Below are 21481 nucleotides of genomic sequence, written 5' to 3'. Positions count from 1 at the left end.
TACCGGATGAGGAAAGGCCAAGGATATGAATTTCACCCGTCGCGCGCTGCTGGGCGCCAGCCTTTGTCTGGCGCTGGCCAGCGGGGTTCAGGCGCAAAAGCCGGCTGGCCAGTTGGTCTATATCGGCATGCATGGCGACAAGATCACCGCTGCGCGTTTCGATCCCGCCAAGGGTACGCTGGAGAGCATCGGCCCGGTGGCCGGCAATGCGCGCCCGACATGGGGGCTGCGCATGCCGGGCCAGCCCGTCATCTTCTTCAACGAGGAAGCGGGCAATGGCGGCGATGCGCAAGGGGGCGTGCAGGCCTATCGCGTCAACACCGCCACCGGCGCGCTGGACAAGATTTCCGATGTGCGCGCAGGCGGCGGGGGCACCACGCATCTGTGGTATGATGCGCCGTCGCGCACGATGCTGGCGGCCAATTACGGCGGCGGCTCGCTGGCGACGATTCCGGTGGGGGCCGATGGTACGCTGGGGGCGGTGGCCTCGCTGACCAAATTCATCGGCTCCGGCCCGCACAAGCGGCAGGGCAGCCCTCATGCCCATGGCGTCTCGGTCGATCCTTCGGGCAAATGGGCGCTGGTCAGCGATCTGGGCTCGGATCGTGTCTGGGTGCTGCCCTTTGATCGCAAGACCGGCAAGGTGGGCGCCTATGACGCCACCTCGCCCCAGCATTATGTCGCCCCCTTTGGCACCGGTCCGCGCCATATGGCATGGAGCCCGGTGCGCCCGGTTCTTTATGTGGCCGATGAATTGACCGCGGATGTCGATACTTTGGCATGGGATGCGGTCAAGGGGCGCTTGACGCTGGTGCAGAGCCTGTCGACCAATGCCGCTGGTTTCAAGGGCGAAGCCAGCGCATCGGAAGTGGCCGTCAGCCGCAATGGGCGCTTTGTCTATGTCGCCAACCGGGGCGACAGCACGATCGTCGTCCACAAGGTCGATCCGAAAACCGGCGCACTGACCCGGATCCAGCGTCTGTCGAGCGGGGGCCGCATGCCGTGGCATTTCACGCTGGACGGTACGGGACGCTGGCTCTTGGCGGCCAATCGCGACAGCAACCGGGTCAATGTTCTGGCCATCAATCCGGTGACGGGGATGCTGAGCGACAGCGGCCATAGTCTGGAGACGAAACAGCCGGTCCATGTGTTGATGAGCGGGCTGTAACCCCCCGCCGTTTGGTCTGGATTTGGGGTCCGTGGTGCATAGGCGCCACGGGCCCCTTTGTTTTGGCGGGCGTCAGAAAAGGATTATGCGGGGATGAAGCGGATGAAGGCAATCGCATCGGCATTGGCGCTGGTATTGGCCGGGACGACGATATGGACTGGCAGCGCGCAGGCGCAGATGGGGCCGCAGGCGCCGTGGTCGCCCGATAATGCCCGTTTCGTGCGGCTGGCCTCGGGCGTGCCGGGGGTGCTGTTTTCGCCCACCGTGGTCAGCCCGCGCAACCAGATCGCCTTTTTCGTGATGCATGCCAATGGCGATTACACCGCTTTTCCGGCCTGCACCGAACTGGCGCGGCGCGGCTATCAGGTTTTGTGCGCCAACAATTCGACCAGCAAGGATGGCCTGTTCGACGATGGCGCGCTCGACCGTATCCTGATTGAGGCCAAGGCGGGGGTGGCGTGGCTGCGCGCCCAGCCGGGGGTGAAAAAGGTGCTGCTGTTCGGCCATTCGGGCGGCAATACGGTGATGACCGCCTATCAGATGATCGCCGAGGGCGGGGTGGCCTCGTGTCAGGGCGCGGAAAAGATCCATGTCTGCCCTAATGATCTGGCCGGTCTGCCCGCCGCCGATGGCATGGTGATGGCCGATTCCAATTGGGGCCAATCGGCCATGACCCTGTTCAGCGTCGATCCGGCGGTCAAGGGCCTCGGCAAGGGCACCGATCTCAACCCTGCGCTCGATATGTTCAACCCGGCCAACGGGTTCAAAATCACCGGTTCGACCTATAGCGAGGAGTTTCGCAGGAAGTTCCTGAGCGCGGCCAGCGCGCGCAACATGACGATCCTGAAGGCCGCGCAGGCGCGCAAGGAAGCCATCAAGGCGGGCAAGGGTGATTTCACCGATGACGAGATCTTCGTCGTCGCCGGTTCATCGTACATCGGCTTCAACAACAAACTCTATTCGCAAGACACCCGCCTGCTTGAACATTCCAAGGCGCCATGGCCGCTGATCCGCGCCGATGGCAGCGTGGTGACCCAGATCATCCATTCGGTCCGCCCGCCGATGAGCCGCGAGAACCTCTCGCCCTCCTTCATGCGCGGGGCGCTGCGCACGACGGTGGAAAATTACCTGTCATCCTATGCCACGCGCACCACGCCCGAGTTTTCCTATGGCGAAACCAGCGAGATCAAGGGTGTGGACTGGCAATCGAATTATGCCAATCCGGTGGGCAATGTGGAAAAGATCCATGTGCCGGTGCTGGCCATGGGCATGACCGGGGGCTGGGAAGGGCTGGCCGCCGAGACGATCTATGACCATGCCGCCAGCAAGGACAAGGCCATCGCCTTTGTCGAGGGGGCAACCCATGGCTATACGCCTTGCAAGGCCTGCGAAAAGACGCCGGGCCAGTTCGGCGACACGGTGAAGAACCTGTTCGATTATGTCGATCAATGGGTCAGCGCGCCGGGGCGTTTCCTGCCCTGAACGGGCCGGGGCGGCGATGATCGCGCCGCCCCGTTCCCCTTATTTTGGCATCTTGATCGACATCAGCACCAGCCGCCCGTCGATCCGGTCGAACCAATGCGCGACCCCGGCGGGCACCATCACCCAGTCTCCCTTGGCCAGATCCCGCCCGCTGCCGCCCTCAATCGCGCTGCCCATGACATTGCGCCCGCCATCCTTCTCCGCCACCAGCTTGCCCCCGGTCACCAGATGGCCGCTGCCCTCGATGGCATAGAAGAATTCGTTCTCCTCGCGGTGGGTCGAGGCGCCGCCCACGCTGGTGCGATATTCGATATTGGCGCGATAGGGGGCAAGGGCGAGCAGCTCCATCGGCGGCAACGGCTTGCCCGAGGCGACAGCGGCCTGTGCGGCGGCGATCTTGGCCTGAACATCGGCGGCGGGCACGGTGATGGCGGCATTGGTGGCAGGGGGCTGCTGCGCCATGGCCGAAACGGGCAGGGCGATCAGCGTAAGCGCAATCAGGGGCAATCTCATCGGGCATCTCTCCTTGGGCATCATCTCTGGCGGCGAATGTGTCGCAGCCCGCCCCCCGCTTGTCGATTGGAATGAGCGCGCCGCCGATTGATTGGCGGGCGGGCATGGTTCTGCCCCCGGCGTAAAGCGGCGATGCAGCAGAAGGCGTGTTCGGTTTCGGTTTGGGTGCCTCGCCTATCGCCGATGAAACCGGCGAAAGCGGGACAGGGGAGAGGACAGGCATGCTAGGAAAACTTGCGTTATCGACCGGCGCGCTGCTGCTGGCGACGGCGGCCCATGCGGGACAGGCGCGGCGCGCCGATTTCGGCGCCATGCCCGATGGCGCGCGGGTCGAGGCGATCACGCTTTCCAATGCGCGGGGCTTTTCCGCGCGTATCCTGTCCTATGGCGCGATCCTGCAATCGCTGATGGTGCCTGATGCGCGGGGCCGCCGCGCCGATGTGGTCGAAGGCTATGCCAGCCTCGATGGCTATCTGAGCCGTCCCAATTATTTCGGATCGAGCGTGGGCCGCTATGCCAACCGCATCGGCGGGGCGCATTTCACGCTGGACGGGCGGGCATATACACTGGCGAAGAATGACGGCCCCAACAGCCTGCATGGCGGCGCGGCGGGTTTTGACCGGCATCTGTGGCAGGTCGTCTCGCTTTCCTCCGGCCCGCAGGCCAGCGTCACCCTGCGCCGCACCAGCCCCGATGGCGAGGAAGGCTATCCCGGCGCGCTGAGCGTCACCGCCACCTATACGCTCGATGACAAAGGCGCGCTTTCGATCACCTATCGCGCCACCACCGATGCGCCCACCATCGTCAATCTGACGGGCCACGCCTATTTCAACCTTGGAGGCGAGGCTTCGGGTCGCTCGATCATGGATCATCGCATCATGATCCCGGCCAATGCCTATACGCCGGTCGACGCCACGCTGATCCCCACCGGAGAGATCGCGCCGGTGGCGGGCACGCCCTTTGATTTGCGCAAACCCACCGCGATGGGCGCGCATATCCGCGATGGCGATCCGCAACTGGCGCTGGCGCGCGGCTATGACCATAATTGGGCGATCACCCGCCCGAATGCAGACAGGCCGACCAAAGACCAGCACCTGATGGCCGCGATCCGTGATCCTCTCAGCGGCCGCGCGATGGAGGTGTGGAGCAACCAGCCTGGCCTGCAATTCTACACCGGCAATTTCCTCGACGGCACGATCCGGGGCAAGGGCGGCAAGCTCTATCGGCAGGGCGACGCCTTCTGCGTCGAGCCGCAAGTGTTTCCCGACACGCCCAACAAGCCCGCTTTCGGCAGCGCCCGCCTCGATCCGGGCCAGACCTATGTTCACCGCATCACCTATCGCTTCTCGGCGCGCTAAACCGGAGACTTTGCATGAAAACCGCCCTTTCGCTGGCCCTGCTCGCCACTGTCGCTGCTACTCCTGTCATCGCGGGCGATCTGCGCGCGGGCGCGGCGCGGGTCTCGATCACCCCGCCCGCCGACGCCTTTCCCTATGCCTCTCCCTCCTCGCCCAATGACAAGCCCTTCGTGGGCGTCCATGATGATATCTTCACTCGTGCTTTGGTGTTGGAGGATGGCAGCAAGCGCATCGTGCTGGTCAGCATCGAGAATGTGAATGTGCCGGAACCCGCCGCGATGGTTTCCGCGCTGGCGCAGGCCGCCCATGTCCCGCCCGCGCAGGTGATGGTCTTTGCCACCCATACCCATTCGAACCCGCTGGTTTTCTTCCACGGCCATACGCCCAGCCCGCGTCAGGCGCAGGAACTCGAGCGCACCCAAAAGGCGGCGGTGGCGGCGGTGGGTCAGGCCATCGCGGGCCTTGCCCCGGCGCGGATTTCCTTTGTGCGCTCTCGCGGCTGGGTCAACATCAACAATGGCGAGGCCAGCACCGGGGTCAAAACCGGCGATCCTGCCGCTGCTTCGGACAAATCGCTCGACGTGGTGCAGGTGACGGGCGCGGATGGGCGGCGCATCGCCTTGCTGGTCGATTATGCCAGCCATGCCGAGGTGATGTTTCGCAGTATGACCCGCCCCGATGGGCTGGAGGTGACCGGCGATCTGCCCGGCACCGTCTCCCGCCTGCTGGAGGATAATGCCGCCGCTCCGGTCGTGCTTTATGCCGCCGGGGCCGAGGGGGATCAGCTCTCGCAATATAAGTCGCTTCAGGCCGATGCCGGGGGCCTGCCCGCAAAGGACGAGGGCGCGGGCGGCTGGGCCATCCTTGATGTACAGGCGCGCTCGCTGGCGGCCTCGGTGGTCGATGCGCTCAAATCCGCGCCTGCCCCGGCGGCGCAGGTCAGCCTTGGCGCCGCAGCGGGGCAGGCGGTCTGTCCCGGCGTGAAACGCGCGCGCGACGCCAATAATGGCGTGGTCGAAAGCCCCGCCGGGGATGTGGTGATCCCGCTCTCGCTGGTGCGCCTTGGCCCGGTGACGCTGGCGGGCGTGGGGGCGGATCTGGGCACTGTGCTGGGGCAGGGGGTCAAGGACGCCTTTGCCCAGCCTACCAGCGTGGTGACCATGACAGCAGGCGCGGTGGGCTATGTGCTGGATGACGCAGCCTATGCGCGGGCGACCCATGCGGTGATGGGGTCGCCCGTTCGGCCAGGATGCGCGCGCGATGCGATTGTCGGCGGGCTGAAAGCCTTGGCCAAAGGCCTTTAAAACCGCACCCGCAAACCAAGCGAGGCGGTGGTGCTGTTGCCCGCCACCGCGCCCGCTGTGCGCGCCACCTGTGTGTCCAGCCAGAGCCGGGGCCGGATCTGCCACATGCCCGACAGGGCCACTTCCTCAAACCCGTCGGGGGTGCGCACCGGCTGCGGCCCGGCGGTGTCGGGCGGGGGCGCAAGGCGCCATGTGGTCATGCCATTGTCGGTGACGTAATGCGAATAGGACAGGCCCAGATAATGCTGGCCCCGCCGCCCCAGCGCGCGGTCCACCCGCACTGAGGCAATCCCCGTCAGCGCCCTTTCGCGCAATTCAAAATCCGACCATGACAGGGTGGAGAAATCAAACCGCTGATGCAGCGAGCGGGTATAGACATATTGCCCGGCAATTGTGGGGGTGATGTACCAGCGCGCCCATGGCTGAAACACCCGGCCCAGACGCAGCCCCGCCGCGACATAATCGGCCCCCGATGCCACCCCGCTTTGCCGGGTTGTGCCCTGCGCCTGAATCGCGCCGTAAACCTGTCGGCCATAGCTGACATAGGCATCGGCCACCCAGCCGTGCCAATTGCCCCCCGCGCCGATCGAACCGATGTGATAGGTCGAGGGAATGGCCGCATCGGCCTGTTGCAGCGTGCCTCCAAACAAAGTGTAGGCCGCGCGCAGATAGGTCGACCCCTTGTATCGGGTGATGGCCAACGCGCCATAAGGGCTGGAGGATGTGGTGTCGCGGTCAACCACGCCGCCGGTGGCGCTCGCGATCCAGACCGCCTTGGGATTGGCGGGGGCGACCTCGACCGCAGAGGCAGGCGCGGCGGCGGGGATTTCCAGCCTTTCGGGCCTGATGTCCTGCGGGGATTGGGTTTCCTGCGGGGTTTCTGCCTGCTGGGCCTGCGCCGCGCCGCCCGTCATCGCCCAGAGGGCGGCCCCAAGGATCGCCTGCTTTATCACGCGGCCTTGGGCATTATGTCGTCATAGAGCGTGGGCAGCACCAGCTTGGCGACAAAGCCTTCCTCGCGCTGTTCCAGCAGGACATCGCCGCCATGCGCCCGCGCAATCGAACGGCATACCGCAAGGCCCAGCCCGCTGCCCGGCTTGTCCGATTCGATGGCCTGTTCACAGCGGAAAAAGGGTTCAAAGGCGCGCTCGCGATCCTCTTGCGGGATGCCCGGCCCATTATCGACGATTTCGGCCACGGCCCCCTGCTCATTCACCAACACACGTACCCGCGCCTGCTGGCCATATTTCAGGGCATTTTCAAGCAGATTTCCCAAGAGGCGGCGAATGCCCAGCGGATCGACCTCGACCCGGATCGGGGTGGTGATGTCCAGCCGCACCCGGTCGCCCATCACGCGCGCATCCTCGACCGCATCGGCCACCAGCGTGGCCAGATCCAGCCTTTGCCGCGCGCCGGGGGTCGATGCCTCGCGGATGAAGGCGATGACCTGGCTGATCATCATCTCCATCTCGTCTACCTCGGCCAGCAGCGCGTCGCGCTGTTCGTCGGGCACATCCTCCAGCCGGAAACGCAGCCGCGTCAAAGGCGTGCGCAGATCGTGGCTGATCGCGCCGACCATCGCGGTGCGATCATCAACAAAGGCGCGCAGCCGGTCGCGCATCTGGTTGAACGCGCGCGCCGCCCGGCCCACTTCGGCCGGTCCCGACAAAGGCACGACATTGGCCGAAGGATCGCGCCCCAGCACCTCGGCGGCGCGGGCAAAGCCTTCGAGCGGCTTGACGATGCGCCGGGCAAACATCAGCGCCAAAGGCACGGTAATCAGCATCGAAAGCACGAACCACAGCATCACCCGCTTTTGCCAGCGGTTGGGAAAGGGTTCGGCGCGCGGCGCGACCGCTATCCATGTGCCATCACCCTGACGCATGGCGGCGACGAAATCGCCCTCGATAAAGGGCGGCGTGGTGAAGGAGAGCACGCCGCTGCCTTCGCGGAAAGGGATCGGTTGCGGCACGCCCAGCGGCGCCGGGTCAAGCCCTGCCGCCGATGTGGAGGATTCGGCGGGCGTGGCGGACGCTGCATGGGATGAGGCTGCGACCTCGGCCTGCGGGGCATCCTCATGGGGCATGGGCGACGGATGGGCGGGGGCCTCGGCGTTGAGCGGCGTTGCCGCGCGCGGCGTGACGGCGGGCTGGGCCGAAGCGGGGCCGGGATTGCCCAGTGACGCCATCGGCGCCACCATCGAAGGGGCCATCGCGCCGCTATTTACGCCCGGCCCGCCCGGGCCCTGTGCGGCGATGGTCGGGCCGGTGATGCGCGAGGCGCCGCTGGTCTGCGGTTGCTGGCTGGTGCCGACCACGCTGGGCGCGGCGGCGCGGGGGCCGATATTGCCGCTTATGTTGGCGGGCGTGCCGGTTGGCGGATTTCCGCCGACAGGCGCCGCGCCACCGGGCGCTCTGCCGCCCGAAACACCGCCACCGGGCACTCCGCCGCCCGGAACACCGCCACCGGGATGCCCTCCGCCCGGAGCGCCGCCACCGGGAGCACCACCGCCGGGAGCACCGCCACCGGGGACGCCCCCGCCCGGAATACCGCCACCGGGAACACCGCCTCCGGGATGGCCGCCGCCGGGGAAGCCTCCGCCCGGAAAGCCGCCGCCCGGAAAGCCGCCGCCGGGAAAACCGCCGCCGGGGAAGCCATTGCCCGGCGCGCCGCCGCCCAGCGGGCCGCCGCGCATCCCCTGCGCATGGGCCGTGCCGACAAGACCCGAAAGCAATCCCGATCCTTCAGGATCGCTCAGTGCCATCGGCCCGCGCGAACCGGCCGCGGGCACCGTCACCCCGCCCACCGGCAATTGCGTGTAAAAGGCCAGCACAACGTGATCCACCCGTTGCCCCAGCCGCCGCGCCAATGCCTCACGCGAGGTTTCCGACACCAGCCAGCCCGAGCCGCTGATGTCGGGCGGGCCTTTCATCGCCCGGATTTCCAGATTGTCGTTTTCAACATGGCCCAGCAGCATCCGCGCCACCGCCTCCAGATCCCAGCGCTGGGGGCTGGCGGGCGGGATCAGCACGGTCAGCGCCAGCGTTGCGCATTGCGCCACGATCAGGACGCCAACCAGCAGCCCGAGCATTTGCAATCCCAGCGGCAGCGCCAGTCTGCGGCGAAAAGAATATGCGGCCATGCCCCGGCAATTGCCATAAATCGCGGGGGAAAGCGATGGCTCATCGCCGGTTGGGCCGGGCCGGTTCGGCGCAAAGATCGAGGAGGCCGCGCGCGCGGATTCGGCATCGGAACCGGAATCCGATTTGGGCAACCATATGGGGGATCGGGCGGACATGGCCGGCCTATCCCTGCAGAACGGGAGGAGGCGCCAAAGGCCAATGCCGCCGCCCTGACCAGGGACCGAGCGAAAGCGGGGGGGCGATGGTGCTTTCGAGCGGGATCAGGGCGGCGGACGGAAGGGCGGTCAGGCCGGGGAATGCACCAGTGGGGGCGGATACATTTCCATCGGTCTGGCCGCTCGCCGTTCGTCTATGGCTTTGGCCGGTGTCATGGCTCTCGATGGCCTGCGTCATGGCCGGGGGGCGGACACAGGAAAAGAGGGCGATGCATCGGACATGGGCTCAAGCTGATCCCTGTCGATTGCGCGGTGATTTCGGCCAGATTTCACCATGCGGGGCGATCCGGGGCGGGTTTTGCAAAATTTGTGAAATTCGCGGGCCAGAAAAATGTGGAAATGGCGCGTGATGCAGGCCAAACACAATGCCATGGATCTGGCGACCAAAATCCTGATCGTTGACGATGACAAGGGCATCCGGACGGTCGTGTCCGAATTTCTGGGCAAGCATGGCTATCAGACGGCCACGGCGGCCAATCCGGTGGAAATGCGCCGGATGCTGGAAATCGGCTCGTTCGATCTGATCGTGCTGGATGTGATGATGCCCAAGGAGGACGGGCTGACCGCGCTGCGCAGCCTTGGGCCCAATGCGCCGCCGGTGATTATGCTCAGTGCCGTGGGGTCGGATATTGACCGTGTGGTCGGGCTGGAAATGGGCGCCGACGATTATCTGGCCAAGCCGTGCAACCCGCGCGAATTGCTGGCCCGCATCCGCGCTGTTTTGCGGCGCAAGGCGGCGGCGCAGGCGGTGCTGGATCAGGCGATGGAAATGCGCGCCCAGGCGCGTCAGACCGGGGAAATCCGCGCCGAGGCGCGCCAGACCGGCGCGGGCGAGGCGGTGACCGAGGGCGAGGCGCAGGACGTTTCGGCGATCAGGTCCGGTTCGGGGGCCAATGGGCTCTATTTCGAAGGCTGGCGGATGGATCTGGACATGCGTTTGCTGTTCGACCCCGATGGGCGGATGATTACGCTGACCGAGGGCGAGTTTCGCCTGTTGCTGGCCTTTGCCCAGCATCCGCGCCGGGTGGTCACACGCGATCAGTTGCTGGAATGGTCACGCGGGGGCGATGCCGATCATTTCGACCGCGCGATTGATGTGCAGCTCTCGCGCCTGCGCCGCAAGATGACCGATGCGGGCAGCAGCGGCGTGTCCGAACTGATCCGCACCGTGCGCAATGAGGGCTATGTCTTTGTGCCCCATGTCACCCGAAGCTGATCAGGCCGTATCAGATTAGGCCAGCCCAACCACATCCCCGGCCAGCGCCAGATAGAAGCGCGCGATTTCGGCCAGCGCCCCATCATCCAGCACAAAGGGTTGGCCCGCAGCCTGTTTGCCCCCCGCCAGCCCCAGCGAGGCAATGGCCAGATCGCGGGCGGTGATCGCGCAATGGTTGCGCACCGGCCCGTCGCAGGCCGCCACCTGAAGCCGCCGGATCGCGCGCAGGCGCGGGCGATGTTTGTCGAGCGGGTGGAGATCGACCGGGGTGGGCCGCGTATGGGGCGCCATCGCGCGCAGGAAGGCGCGATATTCGCCGATCAGCAGCGAAAAGAAGCGTTCGAGTTCCTTGAGATGGTTGCCCGATACGCGCATCAGCACCTTGGGCCGGGGGGTGGCGTTCGTGGCCGCCGCCGGGCCGGAGCCGCGCGCGATCAGATAGTTGCACCCGGCCTGAAGCGTTTCAAACGAGCTTTGCAAGGCCGGCGAACTGGGATGGTCGAACCAAGGACGGACCGCGTCGGGTTGCCGATATTCGCCCTGTCTGATCATAGGCATGTTCCCAAGGCAAGCGGGAGCATGGCAACTCTCAGCCGGCAGCGCTTGAGGATGGAGATGCTGCCGGTGAAAACGGCCTACAGAATGCGGGCGGTTTCGTCCAACGCAAATGGTATCGTTTGCGGAAAAGGCGAGCGGCCTGTCAAAGTGCCATCGCTGGTATTTTTGCCTTGCCTCTTGCGCATCGCAGGTAAAATGGCGCATCAGCCATGGCGGAAAAAGGGATAGGCCATGGCGACGATCAAGGATGTGGCGCAGCTTTCGGGCATTTCGATCAAGACGGTTTCGCGCGTTATCAATGGCGCGCAGACGGTGCGGCCCGGTGTGCGCGAAAAGGTTGAGCGCGCGATCCGCGAGCTGAATTATCGCCCCGCTCTGGCCGCGCGGCAATTGGCCAGCGGGCGCAGCTTCATCATCGCGATGATCGCCCCGCGCCTGACCTACAGCTATTTTTCGCGGATCATGGTGGCCACCGCCGATGCCTGCCGCAAGGTGGGCTATCATCTGGTGCTCGAGGTGATGGATGGCGAAGATCTCTCCATCACGCTTTCGTGCGAGCCGGATGCGGTGATCGTGGTGCCGCCCTTTGCCGATAATCCCCGCGTGCTGGCGGCATTGATGAAGCTGGGTAAGCCGGTGGTGCGGATTGCGGGCAAGGATGACGGGATCGGCCGCAGCGTCGAGGTGCATGACCATGCGATTGCGGGCGAAATGGCGCAATACCTGGCGGGGCGGGGGCATCGGGTGCTGGCGATGATCGCGCCGCCGCGCCCGGATATGGCCGCCGAGGAGCGTTTGACCGGCTTTCGCGCCGGGCTGGCCGACAGCGGGCTGGATTTGCCCGACAGCCATGTGGTGCGCGCAGGGATGACCTATGCCGAGGGCGAGCGGGCGTTTCGCGATCTGATGGCCCTGCCGCAGCGGCCCACGGCGATCTTTGCCGCCAATGACCAGATGGCGCTGGGCGCGATGGCCTGCGCGCTGCGTCTGGGGTTTCGCGTGCCCCAGGATGTGGCGATTGCCGGGTTCGACAATTCGGTCGAGGGCCAGATGTGCTATCCCGCGCTGACCAGCGTTCACCAGCCGGTGGAGGAGATCGCGCGGATTGCGGTGGATATGGCGCTGGACCGGGGGGATGGTGATGCCAGCTTTGCGCATCATCTGGTGATCCGCGAATCCGCGTAAAGTACTAGCGCTGGTATTTTCTTGACTTCGCCCCATCGCCGCGTCATGTCTGGTGGCATAAAGGCGATTGTGAATCGGGATGAGGTCTATGGCGAATCTGCGTAAAGTGATCTTTGGTGGCGCGGCTTGCTTTGCCGCCATGGCGTTTTCCGGAGGGCTGGCGCAGGCCAAAACCTCCGATGCGCCCGAACAGCCGCGCCCGCGCAACATCATCTTCGTGCTGGTCGACGATTTGCGCTTTGACGGCATGGGCTTCCTCCAGCCCGGCCTGCTGCAGACCCCCAATATCGACCGCATGGCGCGCGAGGGGACCTATTTCCCCAATGGCGTGACCACTTCCTCGCTGTGCAGTCCCAGCCGCGCGACGATCCTGACCGGCATGACCGCGCGCAATCACGGCGTGGTGGACAATAACAATTCCTCCGAAGATGGCCTGACCTTCTTCCCGAAATATCTGCAACAGGCCGGGTATCAGACAGCCTTCATCGGCAAGTGGCACATGGGCAATGACACCGACGCCCCGCGCCCCGGCTTCGACAAATGGCTCAGCTTCAAGGGGCAGGGGCATTATTACCCCACCGGCGATCTGCCCGCCGCCGCAGTGGCCGCGGGCAAAGCCAATATGTTCAACGTCGATGGCAAGGAAGTGCCTCAGACCGGCTATATCACCGACGAATTGACGCAATATGCGATGAACTGGCTGGAAAAGGAGCGCGACCCCAAGAAGCCCTTCTTCCTCTATCTGTCGCACAAGGCGGTCCATTCCGACCCGCTGCCCCCGCCGCGCTATGCCCATCAGTATGACAAGGCGAAATTCGTCCTGCCCGCCAGCGCTGAAAACACGCCGGAAAATTACAAGGGCAAGCCGCGCTGGGTCTATGACCAGCGCAATACGTGGCATGGTATTGATTTCTTTTACAATTCTGACATGAAAATGACTGAATACCTGAAATATTACTATGGCACGCTCTCGGCGGTGGATGACTCGCTGGGCCGGATCATGGCCTATCTGAAAAAGAACCATCTGGAGAAGGACACGCTGGTCGTCTTCACCAGCGACAATGGTTTCCAGATCGGCGACCACGGGTTGATCGACAAGCGCACCGCCTATGAGGCCTCGGTGCGCGTGCCGCTGGTGATGTGGGAGCCGGGCACGGTGCCTGCCAATGCGGTCAATACGGGGCGGGTGCGCGGTCTCGATTTCGCGCCGACCTTCCTCAATGCGGCGGGCGTCAAGACCATGCCGCAACAGTTCGAGGGCCAGAACGCATGGGGCCTGATCACCGGCGCGCAGAAGCCTGCCGAATGGAACCCCAGCGATTTCATCTATGAATATTACTGGGAATGGAGCTTCCCCGAAACCCCGACCACCTTTGCCATCACGCGCGGCAATCTGAAGTATATTCAGTACCATGGCATCTATGACCGCGAGGAACTGTATGACATCGGCGCCGACCCGACCGAGATGACCAACCTGATCGACGATCCGGCGCATCTCAATGACAAGATCACCCTGCGCGCCGCGCTTTATCAGCAAATGGCCAACCGTCAGGGCAAGCATATGATCCCCTATACCGGCCGCCAGTCGATCGGTTCGGTGCGCCGGATGAAGGGCGGCACCGGGGCGGCGCCTTTCCCGGCGGAATGGCTGGTCGAACCCAACCGCACCGACCGTATGGATGACATCCTGCCCGACAGCCCGGCCAAGGGCGCGGCGCAGGCGGCGGGCAAGCCCTTTATGAACGCGCCCACCGTCGATCAGCAGTTCAAGCAGATCCCGGAAAAGTAAGCCCCCTGTTGCAAGTTGCATGATCGGTCATACAAACAAGCGATGAGCAGCACCCCGGCATCCGCCCCGCCCAACATGCAACTTGTCCCCGGCGGGGTGTTCATGATGGGATCGTCGGCCTTCTATCCAGAGGAAGCGCCGCGCCGCAAGGTGCGCGTGGCTTCCTTCTGGGTCGATGAAACGCCGGTGACGAACGCGCAATTCGCCGCGTTTGTGGATGCCACCGGATACCGCACCTTTGCCGAAACCGCGCCCGATCCGCGCGATTATCCCGGCATGGACCCGGCGCTGGCGGTGGCCGGGTCGCTGGTCTTCACGATGACGGATCGGCCGGTGGATCTGGGCGATCCCTCGCAATGGTGGCGCTGGGTGGCGGGGGCGTGCTGGCGCCATCCGCTGGGGCCGGAGAGCGGGATCGAGGATATTCTCGACCATCCCGCCGTGCATGTCACGCATCAGGATGCCGCCGCCTATGCCGCATGGGCGGGCAAGCGCCTGCCGACCGAGGCCGAGTTTGAATTTGCCGCGCGGGGCGGATTGGTGGACGCCGAATATGCCTGGGGGGATGAACTGACCCCGGGTGGCGAGCATCGCGCCAACACATGGCAGGGCATGTTTCCCTTTGCCAATACCGCCGCCGACGGCTGGGTGCGGACCAGCCCGGTGCGCGAATTTCCCGCCAATGGCTATGGCATCCACGACATGATCGGCAATGTCTGGGAAATCTGCGAGGATTGGTGGAGCCTGCCGGGCGATGCGCGCCCGCGCAAAAAGAGCGCCTGCTGCGCCATCGACAATCCGCGCGGCGGTTTTCGCGCCAAAAGTCATGATCCATCCGAGCCGACCGCGAAAATCCCGCGCAAGGTCATCAAGGGCGGATCGCATCTTTGCGCGCCATCCTATTGCCAGCGCTATCGCCCCGCCGCGCGCCATCCGCAAAGCATCGACAGCTCGACCAGCCATATCGGCTTTCGCTGTGTGATGGACGCGGCATGATAGAAGCGGCGTTATAGAGTGTGTGGGGGCTGATTTACCCTTACGCCGGATGGTTGGCCCCGGATTCCCCCTGATGACAGGCTTGTCAGGAATAAAAATCATCTATACCGCCTGCGAAACCCCCGCTTGCCCAATAGGTTCGGCATGCGAAATGGCCTTGGCACGTATGAGAGTACTGCATGACCGAAACTTCCCAGGTGGCTGACCAGACGGCTGAATCTTCTGAAAACTCCTCGCCTTCGCCTGCGCGCAAGGTGCTGCCCTTTGTCGGGCTGGCGCTTTTGCTGGGCGGCGGCTGGTGGGGTTGGGATTATTTCACCCATGGCCGCTATATCGAAGAAACCAATGACGCGCAGATCGCCGCCGATACTTTGGCGGTTGCCCCGCGCATTTCGGGCTATGTTGCGCAGGTTCTGGTTACTGACAATCAGGACGTGAAGGCGGGCACGCCGCTGCTCACGCTCGACCCGCGCGATTACAAGGCCAAGACCGCGCAGGCCTCCGCGCAGGTGGCCATTGCCGATGCGCTGCAGGCCAATGCGCAGGCTGCCATTGCCGAACAGCGCGCCGGGATCGAACAGGCCCGCGCCCAATTGGCCGCGGCGCAGGCCAAGGCGCAGTTCGATGCCGATCAGGTCAAGCGTTTCGCGCCCTTGGTGGCCAGCGGCGCGGAACAGGCGCAGCAGCTTTCGCAATTGAAATCCGCCGCCGATCAATCCGCAGCCCAGGTCCGCGCGCAGAGCGCCGCCATCGAGGCCCAGCAGCGCCGCATCGCCACCATCGAGGCGCAGGCCAAGCAGGCCGTGGCGCAGGGGCTGGGCGGCAAGGCGCAGTTTGACGCGGCCAATGTCGATCTGGACGCCACCACCATCCGCGCCTCGATCGACGGGCGGATCGGCGACAAGACCGTCACGCCGGGCCAGTTCGTTTCGGCCGGCACGCGGCTGATGACGCTGGTGCCGCTCTCCAAGATCTATGTCGTGGCCAATTTCAAGGAAACGCAATTGGCCCATATGCGCCCCGGACAGGATGTGTCGATCAAGGTCGACGCGCTGGACGGCCATAAGATCAAGGGCAAGATCGAAAGCATGGCGCCCGGCACCGGGGCCAGCTTCAGCCTGATCGCGCCCAGCAATGCGACCGGCAATTTCACCAAGATCGTCCAGCGCGTTCCGGTGCGCATCGCCATTGACGCCAATGCCGATACGCGCCGCCTGCTGGTGCCGGGTTTGTCGGTGACGGCGATGGTGGACACGAAAACGGCGCGCTGATCGTGGAGGCGCCTCCGGTAAAGGCCGATCTGTCGGCATGGCTGGCGGTGGCGGCGGGAACGCTGGGCGCGCTGATGGCGACGCTCGACATTTCCATCGTCAATTCCGCGCTGCCCACGATTCAGGGCGAAATCGGCGCTTCGGGCACCGAGGGGACGTGGGTGGCCACCTCCTATCTGGTGGCCGAAATCGTCATCATCCCGCTGGCGGCATGGCTTCAGCGGGTGCTGGGCCTGCGCACATTCCTGCTGATCGCGGCCAGCCTGTTCACCTTTTTCTCGATGATCTGCGGCTGGGCCGACAGTCTGACGATGATGATCATCGGGCGCGTGGGGCAGGGCTTTACCGGGGGGGCGCTGATCCCCACGGCGCAGACCATCATTGCCATGCGATTGCCGCGCGAACAGCAGCCGATCGGCATTGCTGCCTTTGGTGTGACGGCGGTGATGGGGCCGGTGATGGGGCCGCTGGTGGGGGGCTGGCTGACGGAGAACGTCAGCTGGCACTATGCTTTTTTCCTCAACTTGCCGGTCTGTATCGCGCTTTTGCTGCTGCTGATCCTTGGTCTGCCGCATGAAAAAAGCCATCTGGGCGAATTCGCCAAGGCGGACTGGTTCGGTATTGTCGGGCTGGCGCTGGGTCTGGGCGGGCTGACGGTGTTGCTGGAGGAAGGGCAGAGGGAGCAGTGGTTCTCCTCTGATCTCATCCGGCAAATGGCATTGGTCAGCGCTTTTGGCTTTGTCTGCATCGGCATAGGCCAGAAATATGCGGTGCGGCCCGTGATCCAGCTCAAGCTGCTGCTCGACCGGCAATTTGGCGCGGTGGCGGTGATGGGGCTGGTGCTGGGCATGGTGCTTTACGGCACCTCTTATGTGATCCCTCAGTTTCTTGCCTCGGTGGCCAATTACAACGCGCTGCAATCGGGCAAGATCGTGCTGATTTCCGGCGTGCCCAGCCTGTTCATGATGGCCATCGTGCCGATTCTGCTCAAACGGATCGATGTGCGCGTGGCGGTGTTTTTCGGCCTGCTGATCATGGGCGTGTCGTCATTGATCGATACGGGCATGACGATGGGGTCGGATGGCGGCGATTTCGTCGATTCGCAATTGATGCGCGGCGTGGGCCAGATTCTGGGGATGCTCTTCCTCAGTCAGGCCTGTGTGCGCTCGGTCCCGCGCGAACTGGCGGGGGATGCTTCGGGCCTGTTCAATTCGGTGCGTAATCTGGGGGGCAGCATCGCGCTGGCCGGGATTGCCATCATTCAGGACAACCGCCTGTGGCTGCACACCCGCCGGCTGGAGGAAACGCTCCATGCCAACAGCGTGCTGGTGCAGGAGAAGGTGCGTGCGCTGGGCGGCCTTGTCCGCGCCGCGCCTCAGCTTGAGGCCCAGCTTCAGCTTCAGGCGCTGGTGATGACCTATAACGACATTTTCCGGATCATGGGTTATGGCACGTTGATCGTGCTGCCTCTGGTCCTGTTGCTGCGTCCGTTTTCGAACGAAGCGGCCCCTGACGTTCCCATGCATTGACGAGAGCCATGATGACCCGTTTGCCGCTGATGATTGCTGTGGGATTGCCGCTGGCGTTGGGTGCCTGCGCGATGGGGCCTGATTATGCCGGGCCGCCAAAGGTTGCCGGCGGCGCTGGTTTCGCGCGCGGCGCCAAGGTGGCCGAGGCCGGGCCGGTGCTGGCGCGCTGGTGGGAAGTGCTGGGGGATGAGCAGCTCAACGCGCTGGTCGTCGATGCCCTGGCCCACAGCCCCAGCGTCGAGGATGCGCAGGCCAAGGTGCGCGAAGCGGGCGCGGTCTTGCGGCAAAAGCAGGCCAGCGATCTGCCTTCGGTCTCGCCCACATTGATCGCGGCCAAGGCCGATCTCCCGCCGTTTTCCGCAGGGGGCAAACGCAGCTCGCTCGAAATCTACAACCTTGGCGCGACCGCCTCGTGGGAGCCCGATTTCTGGGGCATCAACAAGCGCACCAATGAAGCCTCGCGCGCCAGCGTCGATCGGGCCAAGGCGCAACTGGCCGATGCGCAGGTGAGCCTGTCGGCGCAGGTGGCGCAGGCCTATGTGAACCTGCGCGATGCGCAAAGCAGGCAGGCGATGGTGGCGCAGGTGGTGACCTTGCGCGAACAGGCGCTGAACCTGATCCGCCAGCGTCATGGCGCGGGCGTGGCCACGCTGGCCGATGTGGCGCGCTATGAGGGTGATATGCGCAGCGCCATGGCGCAGGCGGCGCCCTTGCGCGCGCAGGTCGAGGTGGCGATGAACCAACTGGCCGTGCTGACCGGCAAGGCGCCGGGCGAACTGGACGCGGCGCTGGCTTCGGCCAAGCCTTTGCCCGTGCTGCCCGCCAAGGTGGCGGTGGGCGATCCGGCCGAGCTGATCGCGCGACGGCCCGATGTGCGCGCGGCCGAACGCCTGCTGGCGGGCAATACAGCCCAGATCGGCGTGGCGCGTGGCAAGCTGATGCCGCGTCTGAGCTTTACCGGCATTCTGGGCATGGGCAGCGCCTCGCTCTCCAGCATCGTCGATCCTTCGACGGCGGCCTATGGCATCTTGCCGCAGTTGAAATGGTCGGGCCTCGATTGGGGCAAGGGTAAGGCCACCGTGGCGCAGGCCAAGGCTCAGCGTGACGGGGCCGAGGCGCAATATCGCCGTGCGGTCCTTTCCGCGCTGGAGGATGCCGAGAGCAGCCTGTCGCGCTTTGGCGCGGCGCGCGAGCGGCTGATGCAGCTTGAGGCGGGCGAAGGTACGGCACGCACCAATGCCCGCCTTGGCGAGCAAAGGGTGAGCGCGGGGACATCCTCGAAGCTGGAGCAGACCGAGCGCGACGCACAGGTGCTGTCCGCCGCGATCACCAGCGCGCAGGGCCGCGCCGAAGTGGTGGTGGATTATATCGCCATTGCCAAGGCGCTGGGCTTGGGCTGGCAGGGCTGATCGCGCTATAGGCGCGGCCATGGATGAAACGCTCTGGCTGGCCCGCCGCGAAAACTGGACCCCGCAAAATGAGGACGCCCGCGATGGGGGCGACATAGACTATGCGCGCGTCATCCATTCGGCCTCGTTCCGGCGGTTGCAGGGCAAGACCCAGATCCTCAATCTGGGCGACAGCGATTTCTACCGCACGCGGCTGACCCATTCGCTGGAGGTGGCGCAGATCGCGGGCGGCATTGCGCGGCAATTGGAAAAGGACGCGCCCGATCATGTGGCCACCGCGATCCTGCCGGGGCGCAGCATGATCCACGCCATCGGCTGCACCCATGATTTCGGCCATCCGCCCTTCGGTCATGGCGGCGAGGTGGCGCTCAATTACTGTATGCGCGACGAGGGCGGGTTTGAAGGCAATGGCCAGACGCTGCGCATCCTCTCGCGGCTGGAGACTTTCTCGCAAGGGGCGGGGGCCAATCTGGCGCGGCGCACCTTGCTGGGGGTGCTGAAATATCCGGTGGCCTATGCCGACGTGCGCAATCCGGCCATTGCGCCGCGCCTTGCGCCCGGACCCACCACCTTGCGGATTATCGATGCGGCCAGCGCCAAGCCGCCCAAATGCTATCTCGATACCGAGCGCGATGTGGTGGGCTGGATCCTCGATCCGCTGAGCGCCGGGGATCGCGCGCTGTTGCAGAGCTTTGACGCCAAACCCGGCAAGCACGCCAAATCGCGGCACAAATCGCTCGATTGCTCCATCATGGATGTGGCCGACGATATTGCTTACGGCGTCCATGACCTTGAGGACGCCATCGCGCTCGACCTGATCCACCGCGAGACCTTTGCCGCCGCCGTGACGGATCGCTGCCCGACCTTCCTTGATGCGCTGAAAGCCAAATATCCCGGCGAGAGCGCCAATGATGTGATGCGTCAATTCGTCGATGGGCTTTATGGCGGCGAGAACAGCCGCAAGCGCTTCATCGGGCGGCTGGTCCATCATTTCCTGACTGCGGTGCATTATGTCGAGATGGAGGAATTTGACGCGCCCCTGCTGCGCTGGCGGGTGGGCATGGCGCCGGGGCAGAAGGCGTTTCTTGAGGTGCTGAAGGATCTGGTCGTGCGCGAGGTGATCACCAGCCCGGCGGTCCAGCATCTGGAGTTCAAGGGCCAGACGATGGTGGTGGCCGTGTTCGAGGCGATGCAGGCCGATCCAGAGCGCCTGCTGCCCCGCGACCGGATGCCGTTTTACGAGACCTATGGGGTCCGCGCGATTTGCGATTATGTGGCGGCGATGACCGATACCAGCCTGCTCAAAACCTATGAGCGCCTGTTTGCCCCGCGCATGGGCTCGGTGTTCGACCGGCTCTGAGGACGAAAGGCAAAAAAATGGCCAGCCCGAAGGCTGGCCTTTGGAAGTTTGGGAGAGGATGCCTGAAAGGCCTGTTCCTTATGCGGATCGGGCGGCTTCTTCGCAAGTGCAAAATGATGGGGTTTGGTGCAAAGAACGCAACTGCCGATTACGTAAACGCAAAGATCAGCATTTCCGGCCGGTTTTGCGCTAATCCTTATTGTGCCAAAGGCTCATTCGCACCGCGCGCAATTATTGCGCCGCAGCATTCCGGCGCAGACACAGCGCCACACGATAGGTCGCGCGGCCCCCTTGCGAATCGAATCGCCCGATCACCCGTCGCAATTGCCCGGCCGACAAGGGCCGATGGCCCGCACGTGGCACATCCGCGCCAATCCCGCGCAGGTGGCGCAAAAAGCCCCGCCCGCCGCCTTCGACCGCCCATTCCACCTCGCGCACAGCAAAGCCCATCGCGCGCAGATCCGCAGCATCGGGATAATCGACCAGTCCGCAGGGTGCATCCTCATGGGCGGCGCGCCATTCGGCAAAGCTGCCCGCGATCATCGTGGTGAAGGCCAGCAGGCCCCCTGGCGCCAGCAAAGTCTGCAACCGCGCCGCCGCGCCGCCCAGATCGTCAAACCACTGAAACGCCAGACTCGACACGATCAGATCGAACGGCCCCTCCACATCGGGCGTTTGCCCATCCATCACGCGGTAATCTACCCTGTCATGCCCGGCAAACCGCGCCCGCGCCCGCGCCAGCATGGCGGGCGACAGATCGCTCATCACCCATCGCGCATCGGAAAGGACCGGCATCAGCGCCGCGCCCAAAAACCCCGTGCCGCAACCGATCTCCAGCACGCGCGGGGCGGGGGGTAATGCCTGCGCCGCCACCGCATGGGCCAGCATCGCGGCGACCTGTTGCTGCACCCCGGCATGGGAGTCATAATCATCGGCGCGGCCAAAGGCTTCGCAAACAAGGCGTTGAGACATCATTGGGGGGCCA

At 64.7% G+C, this 21481-nt stretch carries 17 protein-coding genes; 12 read left to right on the top strand and 5 right to left on the bottom strand.

The features are described 5' to 3' along the window. Positions 1-25 precede the first annotated feature (25 nt). Together GGR38_RS06810 and GGR38_RS06805 are read left to right on the top strand one after the other, a co-directional pair. Positions 26-1168: a lactonase family protein gene (locus tag GGR38_RS06810; protein ID WP_183623919.1), complete on the top strand. Its 1143-nt coding sequence runs from the start codon at positions 26-28 to the stop codon at positions 1166-1168. 93 nt (positions 1169-1261) lie between these two features. Further along, positions 1262-2650 (top strand): alpha/beta hydrolase, encoded by a 1389-nt coding sequence (locus GGR38_RS06805; RefSeq protein ID WP_221227027.1) that lies wholly within the window; start codon positions 1262-1264, stop codon positions 2648-2650. Between the two features lie 39 nt (positions 2651-2689). Here GGR38_RS06805 and GGR38_RS06800 read toward each other — a convergent pair whose 3' ends face one another. Continuing rightward, positions 2690-3163 (bottom strand): cupin domain-containing protein, encoded by a 474-nt coding sequence (locus tag GGR38_RS06800; protein ID WP_183623917.1) that lies wholly within the window; start codon positions 3161-3163, stop codon positions 2690-2692. A 221-nt stretch (positions 3164-3384) separates the two neighbouring features. Here GGR38_RS06800 and GGR38_RS06795 point away from each other — a divergent pair, with 221 nt between their 5' ends. After that, the gene (locus tag GGR38_RS06795; protein WP_183623915.1) at positions 3385-4521 is read left to right on the top strand and encodes an aldose epimerase family protein; all 1137 of its coding nucleotides are present in this window, start codon (positions 3385-3387) and stop codon (positions 4519-4521) included. A gap of 14 nt (positions 4522-4535) precedes the next feature. Further along, positions 4536-5825 carry a hypothetical protein gene (locus GGR38_RS06790; RefSeq protein ID WP_183623913.1) on the top strand — a complete coding sequence of 430 codons (1290 nt, stop codon included), beginning with the start codon at positions 4536-4538 and terminating at the stop codon, positions 5823-5825. On the opposite strand, the gene GGR38_RS06785 is transcribed toward GGR38_RS06790, so the two are convergent. Both GGR38_RS06785 and GGR38_RS06780 read right to left on the bottom strand, forming a co-directional pair. Continuing rightward, on the bottom strand, positions 5822-6778 hold the full coding sequence (locus tag GGR38_RS06785; RefSeq protein WP_183623911.1) for an autotransporter outer membrane beta-barrel domain-containing protein: 957 nt from the start codon (positions 6776-6778) through the stop codon (positions 5822-5824). The genes GGR38_RS06790 and GGR38_RS06785 overlap by 4 nt on opposite strands. Continuing rightward, positions 6775-8967 (bottom strand): ATP-binding protein, encoded by a 2193-nt coding sequence (locus tag GGR38_RS06780; RefSeq protein ID WP_183623909.1) that lies wholly within the window; start codon positions 8965-8967, stop codon positions 6775-6777. Before GGR38_RS06780 ends, GGR38_RS06785 begins: the two co-directional genes overlap by 4 nt. Before the next feature lie 565 nt (positions 8968-9532). On the opposite strand from GGR38_RS06780, the gene GGR38_RS06775 reads away from it, so the two are divergent. Next, a complete protein-coding gene (locus tag GGR38_RS06775) occupies positions 9533-10399 on the top strand; it encodes a response regulator (protein ID WP_246404311.1) in 867 nt (288 codons plus the stop codon). A 15-nt stretch (positions 10400-10414) separates the two neighbouring features. On the opposite strand, the gene GGR38_RS06770 is transcribed toward GGR38_RS06775, so the two are convergent. Then, positions 10415-10951, bottom strand: a complete 537-nt coding sequence (locus GGR38_RS06770; RefSeq protein ID WP_183623907.1) for a hypothetical protein — start codon at positions 10949-10951, stop codon at positions 10415-10417. A gap of 237 nt (positions 10952-11188) precedes the next feature. On the opposite strand from GGR38_RS06770, the gene GGR38_RS06765 reads away from it, so the two are divergent. The 7 genes from GGR38_RS06765 (at position 11189) to GGR38_RS06735 (ending at position 20496) form a co-directional block, all read left to right on the top strand. Then, on the top strand, positions 11189-12142 hold the full coding sequence (locus tag GGR38_RS06765) for a LacI family DNA-binding transcriptional regulator (RefSeq protein WP_183623905.1): 954 nt from the start codon (positions 11189-11191) through the stop codon (positions 12140-12142). A 79-nt stretch (positions 12143-12221) separates the two neighbouring features. Further along, complete coding sequence (locus tag GGR38_RS06760; protein WP_183623903.1) at positions 12222-13931, top strand: sulfatase family protein; 1710 nt, start codon at positions 12222-12224, stop codon at positions 13929-13931. Between the two features lie 75 nt (positions 13932-14006). Further along, the gene (locus GGR38_RS06755; protein ID WP_183624099.1) at positions 14007-14927 is read left to right on the top strand and encodes a formylglycine-generating enzyme family protein; all 921 of its coding nucleotides are present in this window, start codon (positions 14007-14009) and stop codon (positions 14925-14927) included. 179 nt (positions 14928-15106) lie between these two features. Continuing rightward, complete coding sequence (locus GGR38_RS06750) at positions 15107-16198, top strand: HlyD family secretion protein (protein WP_183623901.1); 1092 nt, start codon at positions 15107-15109, stop codon at positions 16196-16198. 2 nt (positions 16199-16200) lie between these two features. Further along, positions 16201-17727: an MDR family MFS transporter gene (locus GGR38_RS06745; RefSeq protein WP_343059014.1), complete on the top strand. Its 1527-nt coding sequence runs from the start codon at positions 16201-16203 to the stop codon at positions 17725-17727. A gap of 8 nt (positions 17728-17735) precedes the next feature. Further along, positions 17736-19136, top strand: coding sequence for an efflux transporter outer membrane subunit (locus tag GGR38_RS06740; protein ID WP_246404291.1), 1401 nt, complete (start codon positions 17736-17738; stop codon positions 19134-19136). A 19-nt stretch (positions 19137-19155) separates the two neighbouring features. Further along, complete coding sequence (locus tag GGR38_RS06735; RefSeq protein WP_183623899.1) at positions 19156-20496, top strand: anti-phage deoxyguanosine triphosphatase; 1341 nt, start codon at positions 19156-19158, stop codon at positions 20494-20496. 231 nt (positions 20497-20727) lie between these two features. Here GGR38_RS06735 and GGR38_RS06730 read toward each other — a convergent pair whose 3' ends face one another. Then, positions 20728-21468, bottom strand: coding sequence for a methyltransferase (locus GGR38_RS06730; protein WP_183623897.1), 741 nt, complete (start codon positions 21466-21468; stop codon positions 20728-20730). Between the last annotated feature and the right edge of the window lie 13 nt (positions 21469-21481).

It is taken from the genome of Novosphingobium sediminicola (assembly GCF_014196525.1).
Taxonomy (GTDB): Bacteria; Pseudomonadota; Alphaproteobacteria; order Sphingomonadales; family Sphingomonadaceae; genus Novosphingobium; species Novosphingobium sediminicola.
This window is presented reverse-complemented; position numbering and strand designations above follow the sequence as displayed.